Here is a 14,667-nt window from a genome sequence, read left to right as displayed (position 1 = left end):
AGTTTCGAGTACTTGGGAAACTGGTATCGTTTCTCGAACGAAACCACGCGGGGGCGTGGCAGAGGTGTCAACGTGTGCCACAGCGTCACCGCATCTCCGGCCAGCACCCGGTATCGAACCGGCGTTTTTTTGATCGACAAATTGGCCGCAAATACGCTCGCAGTGGTATCGCTCAGCGAAGTTGCATTGAGTGACGTCGGTGAATCACCTGGCTGCGGGCTCAACAGTGGCGCCCGCGACAACATCACGGACTGGAATGTCTCACCCTCAACCATCCACTCGATGATCACTTGATCCTCGGCAGTTTGTCGATCGTTAGTGGTGGGCTGCGAGTCGGTTGGGGAACGGGGGAAAAGCACCTCGACGACCACGGCGACGGCATCACCTTCGGCGACATGGCGAGTTGCCGGTGTGGGCTCGACAATCCGGACCTTGATATCCGACGCCCGCTCGATCGACGCCATCGGCAACATCGCTCGCGCGATCCGGCGACCAAACTGCAACGAGGGAATCAGCGCCAACAACAAGCAAATCGCCAAAACCACGGACCCCGCGATCAACCATTTGCGGATCATTGCCAACGGAAGCAATCCGCTGACGTCCACTTTCTGTAACCGTCGCCCGACGGAGTGTTGCAATCGGTTTTGCAGTTCTAACGATCCGTTGGAAAACCGTGGGTCGGCCAGTTCGACAGCGGAAAGCAGGTCGTCGCGAACACGTGGTGCGGTCGATTCGAGTTGACGAGCAAGCTCTCGAGGGTCCTCGTGGCGAAGATGCCGCAATCCAAAAAACCAGAGCACTGCCGCAGTGATCATGTAAGCCGATAGACTAAGGATCATCCGCAATGAATCAGGCAGCAGCCAAAGATGATCCGCAATCGCAACAACAAACAAGGTACTAAAAAACGCCAACACCGCGATTGCGACGCAGCGCAACCCAATTAACCATCGTCGCCGACGCGCGAACGATTGCAGCGCCGAAGCGGTGGCGGGATCCAGTTTTAAATGATTTAGAAAGGAAGAGCCTGCTGCGGACATCGTTTACACCAACCCTGCTCGTTTACGCAACAACCATTCGGCAGTCAACAACGCGATGACGACCCAAAACCAATAGAACGACTGCCAAACCAAAACATCCGACTCAATGATCGAACCACTCGACAATGGTTTTAATTGTTCGAGCAATTGATCGGCCGAGGATTCATGGAAATACGATCCTTTTCCCGCCTGGGCAATCTGCATCAACGCATTTGCATCAAGTCCAACACGCCTGAGTTCTGCGTGGTCGGGCGTTCCCACCCAAATCGGCGTGGTAGCTTGAAGTGCGGTTGAATCAAATCCACTAGCCCGAATTCGCACTTCATACTCGCCTGGTTCTAGTGGCTGAGTTTCGCCTTGATAGGTACCGCGTGAGGGATCGTCGACCGACAATGCGACCGTGGCGACGACCCGATCCTCGGTGACCAACAAAGCATCGACGGTGGCATCGCCAAGCGGTTTACCAGACGGGCCTTGCAGCCGAACGCGAATCAGTGACGAATCACCCACCGCATATTCCACGCGATCCGTCCCCAGCGAGACAAAGGAATCGCTAGCAGAGTAGGGCGGTTGCATGACCGCACTGAGTACTTGGTTCCAAAACCGAGCATGGAGTTCGTCGGCCAATTTATAACGCCATCGCCACGATTGATCCGAGGAAACATAAAAGACGCGTCCGGCACCAAACAATCGCGTCACCAGCCATGGATTCGGTTTCCCACCGGCTTGAACGGTGTTGGCCCAGACCTCCGCACCGGCTTGCGGTTCCACTTGGTTGACATACTGAGGCGTGGGCAGTCGCGACCACCTATCGGCCACATTACTGAGCTCGGTGTTGTCGCTCTGGCGGAGCAACATCATCGGTTGTTCGCCGCCGGTTACGGTTGGCACAATCTTGCCACCGTCGATCGTTGCATCGCCTCCCGAATAGATAACGGGGATCAAATCAGACAAAAACGTCTCAACCAATTTTTGGACGCGTTGGTAACGCCCATCGATCACAATCAACCCGCCGCCGCGGCTTACAAATTGACGCAGCAACGCGGCGTCGGCATGTTTGAATTGCTCGGGGGGTAGCTCGCCCAGGATAATTGCATCGTATTGCGAGATCGCTTCGGCATCGGACGGGAATTGTCCCGCTTGATTGCCTCGCGTAATGTTGGGAATGTCGGTTCCTGGGCCGTATAAAACCGTGTCGACACGCCAAGCCGGATCACGTTCGAAAAGATTGCGCAGGTAGCGTGTTTCCCAGCGGCTCGATCCATCGAGTATCAGCAAGCGGCGATCCCGTATCGAGGCGGCAACGCGAAACGGCATCGAATCGTTCTCTGCCATGATGTTACCCGCGGCGTCCGAATCATTCGCAAAGGCATCGGATGCCGCAGCACCGTCCACCACGACACGCAAATCCAATGCGACCGCATCGCGGCTGACACCACGCACGCTTGCTTGCTGAGTGGCTTGGACTAAGGATTCGACTTCGAAATCATAGGGAACTTCGATCTCGCCCTCAGTGTCCGGAGTGATGGTGTGTTGCCACACGGTTTTGTTCTGATGTTCGATTCGCATCCCCAATGGTTTGCCGGTCATCCCAAACTGCTTGACGATGATCTTTCCGGAAAGTCGCCCATCGGCAGCGACCGAATCAGGACGAATCACCTGTGATACGCCGACGTCGACTGGCTCGTCTTCCGATCCCATGCCGAGCGTCATCACCTGGGTTGCGGACGATCCAATCCGTCGAGCCGCGTCGACGGGCGACGGGCCAAGATTGTGGCGACCTTCGCTGAAGATCACGATCGCCGAACGCATTCGGTTTGGTTCCGTGTCGTTTTCGCCTTCGCTTGCGTTTGCGGGTTTATTCGCATTGTTTGCCGGCTTGCTTCGGATCGCGTCGTCCTGATTTTGCACGCTAGCAGCGTCAAGATTTTGCACGCCAGCGGCATCAAGATCGACCGTCGCAGCGGAGACCGCGGACGCCAAATTGGTGCGGCGGTCCTCGGCGATCAATTGCAGTGCCGTTTCAAGCGGCTCTTCGTCACGGTTAGACCACAACGGTACCGCCGCTGCCGAACCGAAGCCGATCACTTCGATGTCATGCGTTTCGCTTAGTTGGTCAACCAATCCTGGATGCTCCGGCGTTCCCACCAACAGACGCGTCGCTCGGCGGATCCGCGACTCCGACGCATCGGATCCCGTGCTGTCGGTAATCGACATACTGGCCGATGTATCGATCGCAAACGTGACTTTTCCCAATGTGCCAATCTCTTGGCGGCGATGCCAAACCGGCCCAGCGAGAATAAAGATCACCAACGCGACCGCGGCCGCACGAAGTGCCGGTAACAGATACGAATAGGGACTCGCCATCGTGCGGGTTTCACGAGCGTAGAACCACATCACGGCAAAGGCCGCAGCGAGCGCCATCGCCAGCACCACACCGCCAGGCAAATCACCGGCGAAACGAATCGTAGGCATGAACTCCATTACGCGATGCTCCCGTGATTCTTGTGCACGATTTGCTGCTGCACCACCAACTCGAGAATCATCGCGATTAAGAGTGCGAACAGGAACCAACGCCAAATTTCGCGACCATACCGCCGATTTTGTTCGGCGGATTCGATCGAATCGAGATCCGCGTGTAGCGTCGCGCCGATCATCTCAGCCGCTGCGACGACCCGTTCAGGTTCCGTGTCACGCAACTGGGATTCCTCGGCGGGAACTTCGGCAACGCGGACCGTCGACGTCACAACACGCTCGCCGTCGGCTTGCCGGCGGATTTGCCGAAAACGATAAACCCCCGCCTGGCGGGTCTCGGCCCATACCAATTCAGTCGCTTCGTCCGCTTTCCAATCCGATGGCAGCGGAATCGTGGTTTCGCTCGAGCGCGGTGGTTGAACCGTGAAGATCGGTGGTTCCGCATCGGAATCCGCCGCAACTTGGCCTGCAGCCTGCTTCGCTTTCGTTTTGGACGGATTGCTTTTGGCATCCGTCGATTCGGATTCCGACACCACGTCATCGTTCTGTTGAAACTCGTCCAACGAAACAATCATCGGCTCGCCCGTGATCACGGTCGTGGCTCGACCGCTGCCGATCAAATCGAGTGCGAGCTGCTGCATCATCGGCAAGTAGATGCGTCGTAGCGGAAGCGATGTCCATGAATCATCCGCAGGTATCGCGAACTGGACCACACGTCCTCTGCCACGCTGCGCCGATACGACAAGCGGATCGCCGCTGGACATCGACATCAGCACGATCGAATCCGAGTCGGAGGGTGCCTTCGCATTGTCGTTCTTGCCCTTGCCGTCTTGAATGACGCGAGCTTGAATGACGCGAGGAATCAGTTTTCGATACGCAAACACGTCCACGCCGGATAGCGGACGTTGGTCGCCGGGAGCGAGCCGAGCCCAAGGCGTGTATTGCGAATTTAAATTTCCGATTCGCATCGGTGTTTCGGTATCGCTATCGGGGCTACCGATAATCACATCGAGTTGTGCGGGAAGCGGCATTTCGCCCTCACCGGACTTCCACGATTTGATGTACTCGGCTTTCGTCAAATTCACGCCATCAAACAATACCAACGAACCGCCGTTGTAGACAAAGTCAGCAATTTTGACTTGTTGTTCGTCGCTGAGTGAGCCGACGTTGGCCAACACGACAATATTCGGGGGTTGCTCGCTCATCCGTTTTAGCAGTTCGGATTCCGAAATCACCGAGGCTCGTACCGCATCGACTTGGTCTTGCTGGGCAAAGGCAAACGGGCTTAACGCAATTGCCAAGAAATCGGTTTCGCCCGAAAGGGGCTCTTTCCCAGGTTGCCCATCCACCAACAACACATCGATTTCGCGAATCACCTCGACGGCAACACTGCGTCGATTGTCCTCAAGCAGCGCGTCGGGGTGCTCGACTGTCACTGCCACTTCATGGATCCCCGAACTGGTAAACGCCGCAGTGTGGTTGATCATGGATGTCGAACGTGCCGCGACCGAGACCAAGCCCGCCTCTGCGTTGACGCCATCGATCGACCAAGTCACCCGTGCATCGCTGACCGCTTTGTCACTTGCGTTGCGAATCCGCGCGGAAAACGTGGTACGGCGATCAGGCACCAACGCAGGCGACATGGTTTCAATCGAATCCACGGATAGATTTTCCCGAGCGTTTAGCGTGCCTCCGATATTCAAAAAATGGATGGCGGGGCGTGCAAGATCGCTTGGCGAAGCCTGCATCAGCGTTTTTAATCCCTCCAGTGACGCATCGTTGACATTGCAGCTCTGGAAATCGGAAACAACCAAAACTTGACGTTCGAGGTGCGACCCATTGTCTGCCGCTGCGATCCCCGCACGGACGACTTTGGCAAGGTCGAAGGGACCGGAGGAGGCGGTCAAACGGCGAAGTCGGTCTCGTGCGTCATTGGTTCCCATCGTTGCTCGGCCTGCCGTCGACGCGACGGAGTGAATTTCGCTGGCAGGCATCCAAATGATCTCGTCTCGCCGTGACAAGTTGCCGAGATAATCGCCAAGTTGACTTTTGATGCGGTCAACGTTGGATACGCCCGATTCGTCTCGCGCCGCCATGCTAAGCGAATCGTCGATGATCATCACAACGGTTTGTGCCGTATCGCCTGGCAAGGCCCGGCAACCGGTCAACAGCGGTAGCGACAAGCAAAATGCTAACAGGATGGGCAGCAAACATCGCAGTAACAGCAGTAAGAGATGCATCCACTGGATTCGTCGTCGATTGATCCGTACGACAGGCTCCAGCAAGTGCATTGCCCCCCACTGGATCGTTTTAAACTTGCTTCGATACAGTAAGTGGATCGCTAACGGGATGGTGAATGCAAGAGCACCAAACGCTAGCAGGCCGTTTAAGAACATCATGACAATTGCCTCCGCAAGGCAACGTATTGATGTAACGCTTCATCATACAATTGATCGGTGCGGATGCTGACCAAGTCGACGCGATGTCGACGGCAAATGTCACGCAATTGCGTGTTGTGTTTTTCGAGTCGTTCGAGGTAGGCCTTGCGAATCGAAACCGCGTCGACGGTTTGGTCGTCAGCACGCTCTTCGAGATCGTGAAATTGAACGCGTCCGGTGAACGGAAAATCCACTTCGTCGGGATCCAGGATATGAAAGAAGATCACTTCATGTTTCCGCGATCGGATTTGTGCCAACGACCGGTTCAACGAATCCAGGTCGCCCATAGCGTCCGATAGAATCACGATCAAGCCCCGGCGTCCGAGTTTCGGAACCAACATGCTGATCGCGCCGCCGAGATCGGTTTCGAGCCCCGAGGGGGGGCCGCTGATCGCCTCGATTACCAATCGCAAATGCGAAGGACGACCGCGGGTCGGGACCATGGTTCGTGGACGATCGTCAAACGTGATCACCCCCGCCGCATCTTGTTGACCGAGCATCAAATAGGCTAACGACGCCCCCAGTCGCTGAGTGTATTCGTCCTTGCTGAGCCCATTGGATCGCTCGCCGCGATACATCATCGAACCGCTGCGGTCGACCAACAAGGTGCAGCGCAGATTCGTCTCTTCTTCGTATTCGCGGATGTACAGCCGATCGCTCTTTCCAAATGCTTTCCAATCGATGTTTTTGAGTTCGTCGCCGGGGACATATTGACGGTGTTCTTTGAACTCGACACTAAACCCTTTGTGTGGCGATCGGTGTCTTCCGGAGCAAAACCCTTCAACGATCTGGCGTGCCAACAACTGCAAGGCAGCGACGCGTGAAAGTTCGCGAGGGGTGACCAGATCCAGGATTCGCATGGACGTTGATACCAGTGGGGTGGGAGCTCAGGACCGTGGCAAACTTCGATTTGACTTCAGATTTGACTTCAGCGGGGGGCAATCTCGGGGGGCGACACACCCAAAACAAGTCGTTTAATGGTGATCTCGCCCCATTATATACAGGATTGCATGGCAAGTTGCGCCCGGTGATTGATTGCATTTTAGCCTACCCGTATGGTGGCAAACGCGTTACTTTTAGGCCTAGCCCCGGTAATTACTCGACTCGATCTCCTTTTTCCACGTCGCTCACTCTCATGCTGCAGAAAAAACGCGTTGCGTTGATGATCGAAACTTCAACCATTTACGGGCGGGAATTGCTAAAAGGGGTGATCCGGTTCCGGCAAACGCATCATGATTGGTCAATCTTTCTTGAACAGCGTGACCTCACCGCCAAACCGCCGGCGTGGTTGGCCGATTGGAAGGGTAACGGGATCATCTCGCGAGTCACCACGCCCGAGTTTGCCAAGGCGGTCAGGAAAAGTGGCATCCCGATCGTCGAATTGACCGATCGTGGACAAGACTATGGGTTTCCGGTGATCCGTAGCGATGACGACGAAATCGCACGATTGGCAGCGGAGCATCTGAACGAACGGGGGTTCCAGAATTTCGCCTACTGCGGATTTCAATACGAAGAGTGGTCGACGCGACGTGAAAAATCATTTGCGAGTCACGTCGCCCAGCCCGGCAAAGAATGCGCGGTCTATCGCTCTGTCTGGCAAGGGCCCGAAGCCAGATCGGCCGAAGACGAGCGGACCGAACTGGTTCGTTGGCTCAATACGCTTCCGCTGCCCGTCGGGATCTACTGTTGTAGTGACGTGCGGGGCCAGCAAGTTCTCGAGGCTTGCGCTCAAGCGGAGCTGGTGATCCCCGAAGAAGTCGCGGTGATCGGAACCGATAACGACAGTGTGATTTGCGAATTATGTGATCCGTCGATGACCAGCGTGATCCCAAACGCTGAAGAGACGGGGTTCCAGGCCGCCAGTTTGCTGTCGCGATTGATGGAGGGCGAGAAGCCTGATGAATTGCTGCACGTGGTTCGCCCCGTCGGAATCGAAGTTCGGCAATCGTCCGATATCGTTGCCATCGATGACCCCTCGATCGCGACCGCGCTTTCCTATATTCGTGAAAATGCTTGTAACGGAATCACCGTCCAAGACGTGATCGCGCACTCGGGCTTGTCTCGCAGTACGCTGGAACGCCAACTCCGCAAACTGCTCAGCCGATCACCACAGCAAGAGATCCGGCACGTCCAAATCAAACGGGCCCGTCAATTGTTGATGGAAACCGATCTGCCCATGGACCGCATCGCGGCGCTCTGCGGTTTCGACCATCCGGAATATATGCATGTCGTGTTTCGCCGCGAGACCAATATGACCCCAGGCCAATACCGGCGAAATCTTCGCACAACGAAATAAAGACGCGGCCAAGGCAATGTTTGCTGCGCCCGCTAGCGAAACCTACCCAAGTTCACTTTGACCAACTTCACTTCGAGACGAGTATTCCTTTAAACATGTCCGTCAACATACAAGCGATCTACACTGGTAACCTCGGCGTCCGCGCGACTCACGGCCCTAGCGGCAACCAACTGACCACCGATGCTCCGGTAGATAACGGCGGGCAAGGCACGAGTTTTTCGCCGACCGATTTGGTCGCCACGGCACTGGGAAGTTGTGTGTTGACGATTCTGGGGCTTGTCGCGCAACGGCACGAGATCGATTTGACCGGGACCAAGGTCAGTGTGACCAAAGAAATGGTCGCTCAACCGGTCCGCCGTATCGGACGGTTGGAAACGACGGTGACCGTGCCTGCCGGATTGGTCGACGATCCGGCAATGCGAGACCGATTAGAGGCGGCGGCGAGAAAGTGTCCAGTCCACCAGAGTTTGCATACCGATATCGATGCGCCGATCACCTTTATCTACGAGTGAGATTGTTGCCCCGTGATTTCGCTCAGGTGCTCGCTTTCGCCCGCACCGCCGTCCCTGGGGTCAACGTGTCGCTGGGATAGACGATCACCTCGTCATTCACGTTCAATCCCTCGATAATTTGTGTCTGCGATTCATTTTGCAATCCGATGGCAACGGGCTGTAGATTCGCTTTGCCCTCCACCATGGTCAAGACGTGCCATTTCCGTTGATGGCGAAACAAGGCACTATTGGGTATCAATAAGACGTCGGATAGTTCGTTGACGACGATGCGAGTTTCGACGCGGTAGCCGTCGCCGAGCGACGCAATGCGATCGGGCGGTTCGTCAAAGTCGGCGATGACGTTAACGCGTTGCTCTTCCACCCCGAGTGACGAAATTTTTGTAAATGCCCCCGGTTCAATCACTCGCACATAACCGTTCAGCGGCGACTCGCCCCCCCAATGTTCGATTGTCAATTTAGCACCGGGTTTAATTCGCACCGCATCCGTGGATAGCACATCGATTTCGATTTCCAAGTTACGTGGGTCTCCCAACTCGATCAGCGGCGTGCCCACCGCAACCACTGCGGAACTTTGTTGTATCACGCGCAGAACGCGGCCGGTGATCGGCGACATGATCTCAAACGGGACCACCGAGGTGTCGTTATGGGTATCGGCGAACTGCTCGACCGCCGCTTCAGCCATCGCCAATTCAAAGTTTGCGATTTCCACATCAAACCTCGCCGTCTTGATCGCTTGTGTTGTCGCAAGTTGTTCGGTTTTCGCGATGTCGTACTCACTTTGCGAGATCGCATTGGAAGGACGCAGTCGTTGGGCCCGCTCAAATCTGGTGATCGCTAACTCGTTATTGATGACCGCTTGTTCGCTTGCCGATTCGGCGCGCTGCAGTGCCGCCCGAGCCGCCTGGACCCGCGCGGTCGCTTCTGCTTGAGCCCGGGCGTCCAAAAACGCAGGCACGCTCGGTAAGATAACCGCCAACAAAGTTTCTTCGCTGCAATGGTCCCCCGCGTCAAGTTCGATCCGGGAAACGCGGCCCATCACAGGGGCCGAGACAATGTATTTCTCGCGAATACGTGTCTTGCCATCCTCCTGGACCGTCACCTGCAGGGTTCCGATGACAGCCGTTGCGGATTCGACCTCGATCGGTTTCGGGAACATCGCGAAAATCGATGCCATGATCGCGGCGACAATCATGATTCCCCACAGCAGCGTCTTTAACGAAAACTTCATGTTACTCTCGTGTCTTTAGCACGCCGACTAAATCCAAATGGAAAATGCGCCGCTGGACCACCCATCCCGATAGAAACGTGGCGGTAACGACGACCGCACAGGCCAGTGCATACGTATCACGGCTGATCACCAAGGGGATGCGATAGTTATCGGTGTCCAGCCCGCTGGCCATCAGACCGGCCAAGCCGTATCCAATCCCACATCCAAGCGGGAGCGCCACCAACGTGAATAGAGCGATTTCACCTAGCAGCACCATTGAAACCTCGCCTCGCGTAAACCCTACCACACGCATGGTCGCAAGGTCACGACTGCGTTCGGACAACGAGATCCGTGCGCTATTGTAGACGACGCCCATCGCGATCACAGCGGCAAAGAAAATGATGAACGACCGCATCACCAAAATGTTTTCCGCGACCGTTTGACGAAAACTGTTTAACACCGCGTCCTTGATCGTCACGCTTGCGACCCCGGGACGACGTTCGAGCTCGGCAAACACATCATCCAATTGATTGGAATCGACTTTCAAAAACGCTCCCGATGCTACATTGGATTCTTTCAACATCGCATGCAATTGTTGCTTGTTGATATACGCATTGATTCCTGCATATTCCTCGACCAATGCGGTAACTTCGATGGTCAACGTTGGCCGTTTGTCTTCGAGCACCTCGATGGTGACAAAGTCACCTCGATGTACTCCGAGCAAACGGGCCAGTTTCGTGTTCAGCATCACGCCAAATTCGGGCACCACCACCGCTTTTTCAGTTTTGTCAAGCAACCGATACAGCGCCGCATCACGCTCAAGCCCCATCAAACCGATTCGCCGTGATCGGTTCTGGAAATGAATTCGAGTGGCGACGCTGCGAATCGTTTCACTGTCCAACACGCCGTCTAAATTGCGGACCTCGTACATCACCGACGCGGTCGCGGGTTCGACGAATGTGACCATCAAATCTTGACGTTGTGCCAGACGGAACTGGAAATGCATCATGTAGTTCATCGCATCAAGCGAGAAACTTCCCAGCACCATTACAGCTGCGGCCATCGCAATCCCCACCACCGATAATCCTGCTTTGATTGGATAGCGAGCGACGTTACGCAAAATCATTCGCATCTCTGCGGGTAGTTTCTCTCGTGGAAGGATTCGTTCTAACAGAGTCGGTTTGAATCTTGGCGGAGGCTCGGGACGCATCGCCTCGGCGGGCGGCAAACGAATGGCCTTGCGAACCGAAACCCATGTGCCCAGACAAGCGGCAGTCGTTGTCAGCAAAAATCCCAAGGCGATCGACATCGCATCGACATTGATCGTTAACGTTGGAAATTTGTAAAATTCGCCGTACATACGGGTCATGCCCGACGCCATCCATAACCCAAACGCGGTTCCAAGCACGGTACCGCTGACTGAAATCAACAGCACGAAGTTCAAGTAATGCAACCCGACTTCGACGTTGGTATAGCCAAACGCTTTGAGTGCGGCGATTTGCTCGCGCTGCTGAATGATGATCCGAGAAACGACGATGTTTAATAGAAACGAAGCGACGGACAGAAAAATCGCCGGTGCCATGATTGCCATCGCACGCAATTGCTTCAATTCATCCGACAGATATTGGTGCGAAATCTGCTCGCTGCGGTCGTATCCACCCACACTGCCGTACGGTTTCAGAAGTCGATCGAGGTGATCGATCACTTCCTCGACATTGCTGCCGTAGGCCAATTTGATCGCGACACTATTGAAGGCACCGCTCATATCGAAGGCGGCTTCGAGATCGCGCTCGTTCATCCAGAACACGCCGAAACGTTTATTGTCAGGCATGATACTGCCTGGCTGAATTTGCATCACGTATTCGGGTGACAGCGCGACGCCCACGATTTTTAACGTTTGCCGCTTGCCATTGATCACCGCACTGACCGCATCGCCTGCGACAAATCCGTGCGCGTCGGCAAACACCTCGGATACAACCACTTCGCCCGTTCGCTCGGGCTCGATCATCCGGCCACGCGAAATGTAGACTTTGTTCAGCAGGCACTCGCCGGAATCCGGGACCGAGATCAATCTGGCCGTCGCCGGTTCGGTCATCTCAGGAACATCCAACAGGACATCAAAAACTAAACGTGTCTCGACCGCCGCGATACCGTCGATCTGACGAATGCGTGACAGTACCGCGTTTGGACTGCGGCGTGTTTGCGAAAAAACGTCGGCAAAGCGGAAATCGCGATAGAATGTTTCTTTGCTGGTTTGTAGCGAATGGTACGCACACATCGACATCACAAAGGTTGCCACCCCCGCAGCGATCACACAGAGGATGGCAAACACTTGCCCCTTCATGTGGAACAAATCACGCACCAATTTTTGATCAAGCTTCCGCATCGTTTACCACCGCAACTCCGAAGCGTCGATTCGCTCGGTATTGTTTTCGATCCCGGCGATCATGCCATCGGATAACGAGATCACGCGGTCGGCCATCTGAGATATCACGGCATTGTGGGTGATCACGGCGGTGGTTGTCCCCAATTCGCGATTGATACGCGAGATTGCTTCGAGTACCAAGATTCCCGTTTGCACATCCAACGCGCCGGTCGGTTCGTCACACAACAGCACCGTGGGCTTCTTGGCAATCGCGCGTGCAATCGCCACTCGCTGCTGTTCCCCACCCGATAATTGAGCAGGAAAATGATTGGCGCGGTCCCTCATCCGAACCATGTCCAAAGCGTCCATCGCATCCATCGGCGACTTGGCGATCTCGGTGATCAGTTCGACGTTCTCGCGAGCGGTTAAGCTGGGGATCAAATTATAGAACTGAAAAACAAACCCGACATGGTCACGGCGGTAACGTGTGCGGTCGGTGTCGTTGGCCCCAGTCAGTTCATGGGAGTGGTAATGAACGCTGCCGGAGCTTGGCACGTCCAATCCGCCCAGGATGTTCAAGAGCGTCGACTTTCCACTTCCAGACGCCCCGAGCAATACGACGAATTCATGCTCATAGAGTTCAAGATTAATCCCCCGCAGTGCCTGGACCTGCACTTCACCCATGTCATAGACCTTGGTGACGTTGCAGACGCGGAACATGGCGTGTTGGGTCGAGGTCAAGTCATTCATTTTCATCATCACTGAGAATTCAGCCGCCAAGACTACTATCAAGCTAGTCACTTCGGTTCACTGCTGATCGCTGACTCGATTCACATAAACGCAACCGTAGAATACAATCGTAACAGACACACGTCACTGCGGCGTGCATGCCATCGTTATCGCACCTTATCACAGCACCTCAACCATTGCACCTCATCTCGAGTCTTGAATGTCGAATCGACGAAGGCGACGGAACTCTTCGAGTACTGAGTCGCCCCGCACTGAAAATCTGCTCGCCGCTGGTCAACAATCCGATTTGCAATGGTTGGGTGTGCCGTGTTGGACGCTGTTGACCGGAATTGGCGTGCTCGCGTTTATCCTGCGTTGGATATGTCTTACTGAAACCGCCGCGATCGCTTCGACCCAACAATTGCTCGGTGACGCCGCAACTTATTATGCGTGGGCCGAGAAAATTGCGGCGGGATCTTGGTATGGTGACACCACGTTTTATCAAGCGCCGCTGTATCCTTATGTCCTTGGAATCCTGATCAAATTCGGCGGGGTCGCGGTGCCCGGGATCCGTTTCACGCAAGCGATTCTCGGTTCACTTGCTTGTGTGTTGTTAGCCGCAAGCACCAAGAAAGTGTTCGATCTGCGAACCGCCGTCGTGGCGGGAGTGATGATGGCGACCTATTCGCCAGCGATCTATTACGACGGGATTGTCCAAAAAACCTCGCTGGCCTCGTTCCTATTGTGCGGTCTGTTATGGGCAAGCCTTTCGATTCAATCGCGTCTGTTTGTTTCGAGTGGCCTCGTCAATGCAAATCCATTATCCAAAAGTCGTGACGAAGCGTCCCAGGTCGCATTTACGCCCAAATTCCCCAAGGGGATCGTTTTTCTGTTCAGTCTCGTTGCGGGGCTGTTTTTAGGACTGCTGGTGCTGACTCGCGAAAATGCGTTGCTCTGGATTCCGCTGTTTCCGATTTGGATGATTTGGCTTCCGTCGTCGTTCTCGCGACGCCAGCGATTCGCACTGGCTGGCACTATGATCCTCGGACTTGCCATGGTGCTGGTGCCTGTCGCTGCTCGCAACGGATCGCTCGGTGGCGAGTGGTCGCCGACCACCTTTCAAGCCGGCCCGAACTTCTATATCGGCAACAATGCCAGCGCCTCGGGAATCTATGAACCGCTCGTACCAGGTCACGAAACCCCCGTTTATGAACGAAGCGACGCCCATCGATTGGCCGAACAGGAAATGGGGCGTGAGTTGACCGCACGCGAAGTTTCGCGGTTCTGGTTCGCAAAGTCCTGGAGTGAAATTCAGCAATCTCCGGTCGCGTGGATCTCACTGCTGTTTCGCAAAACGGCAATGGTTGTCAATCATTTCGAAGTCCCTGATGTCGAAAGCCTGTTTATTCACCAACAGTATTCGGTGGTGTTAAAGCTGTTTTCGTTTTGGCAGTTCGGTCTACTCGCGCCATTGGCAGCAATTGGAATCGTGATGACTCGCAACCGCTGGAAAGAGCTGACGCTACTATACGCATTGATCTCGATCATGGTCGTCGCGATCGTCGGCTTCTTTATTCTCGGTCGCTACCGATTTCCGCTGGTCCCACT

At 55.1% G+C, this 14,667-nt stretch carries 9 protein-coding genes and 1 pseudogene; 3 read left to right on the top strand and 7 right to left on the bottom strand.

The genetic code is table 11. From position 1 onward, the window contains the following. The 4 genes and pseudogenes from ABX962_RS14055 to ABX962_RS14040 all read right to left on the bottom strand — a co-directional run. Positions 1–1,037, bottom strand: a pseudogene (locus ABX962_RS14055) (hypothetical protein); the annotation flags it as partial. A gap of 3 nt (positions 1,038–1,040) precedes the next feature. Next, the gene (locus ABX962_RS14050; protein ID WP_372720419.1) at positions 1,041–3,512 is read right to left on the bottom strand and encodes a glutamine amidotransferase; all 2,472 of its coding nucleotides are present in this window, start codon (positions 3,510–3,512) and stop codon (positions 1,041–1,043) included. Between the two features lie 8 nt (positions 3,513–3,520). Continuing rightward, positions 3,521–5,911 carry a BatA domain-containing protein gene (locus tag ABX962_RS14045; RefSeq protein WP_372720417.1) on the bottom strand — a complete coding sequence of 797 codons (2,391 nt, stop codon included), beginning with the start codon at positions 5,909–5,911 and terminating at the stop codon, positions 3,521–3,523. Further along, on the bottom strand, positions 5,908–6,810 hold the full coding sequence (locus ABX962_RS14040; protein WP_372720415.1) for a DUF58 domain-containing protein: 903 nt from the start codon (positions 6,808–6,810) through the stop codon (positions 5,908–5,910). The genes ABX962_RS14045 and ABX962_RS14040 overlap by 4 nt, the downstream gene beginning before the upstream one ends. Before the next feature lie 302 nt (positions 6,811–7,112). On the opposite strand from ABX962_RS14040, the gene ABX962_RS14035 reads away from it, so the two are divergent. Both ABX962_RS14035 and ABX962_RS14030 read left to right on the top strand, forming a co-directional pair. Continuing rightward, positions 7,113–8,246, top strand: a complete 1,134-nt coding sequence (locus ABX962_RS14035) for a substrate-binding domain-containing protein (RefSeq protein WP_372720413.1) — start codon at positions 7,113–7,115, stop codon at positions 8,244–8,246. Positions 8,247–8,341: 95 nt separating this feature from the next. Further along, the gene (locus ABX962_RS14030; RefSeq protein ID WP_372720411.1) at positions 8,342–8,758 is read left to right on the top strand and encodes an OsmC family protein; all 417 of its coding nucleotides are present in this window, start codon (positions 8,342–8,344) and stop codon (positions 8,756–8,758) included. A 22-nt stretch (positions 8,759–8,780) separates the two neighbouring features. Here the strand turns inward: ABX962_RS14030 and ABX962_RS14025 are convergent, their stop codons facing one another. The 3 genes from ABX962_RS14025 to ABX962_RS14015 are packed head-to-tail and all read right to left on the bottom strand — an operon-like array spanning position 8,781 to position 13,080. Continuing rightward, positions 8,781–9,986: an efflux RND transporter periplasmic adaptor subunit gene (locus ABX962_RS14025; protein ID WP_372720409.1), complete on the bottom strand. Its 1,206-nt coding sequence runs from the start codon at positions 9,984–9,986 to the stop codon at positions 8,781–8,783. Between the two features lies 1 nt (position 9,987). Then, complete coding sequence (locus tag ABX962_RS14020) at positions 9,988–12,351, bottom strand: ABC transporter permease (protein WP_372720407.1); 2,364 nt, start codon at positions 12,349–12,351, stop codon at positions 9,988–9,990. Between the two features lie 3 nt (positions 12,352–12,354). Next, complete coding sequence (locus ABX962_RS14015; protein WP_372720405.1) at positions 12,355–13,080, bottom strand: ABC transporter ATP-binding protein; 726 nt, start codon at positions 13,078–13,080, stop codon at positions 12,355–12,357. A gap of 199 nt (positions 13,081–13,279) precedes the next feature. Between ABX962_RS14015 and ABX962_RS14010 the strand changes: the two genes are divergently transcribed. Next, positions 13,280–14,667: hypothetical protein (locus tag ABX962_RS14010; protein WP_372720403.1), on the top strand; the 1,388-nt coding region annotated here is incomplete at its 3' end.

Origin of the sequence: Novipirellula sp. (assembly GCF_041583735.1) — a bacterium.
Lineage (GTDB): Bacteria > Planctomycetota > Planctomycetia > Pirellulales > Pirellulaceae > Novipirellula.
The sequence above is the reverse complement of the archived record's forward strand: the minus strand, read 5'-3'. Positions and strand labels throughout refer to the sequence as shown.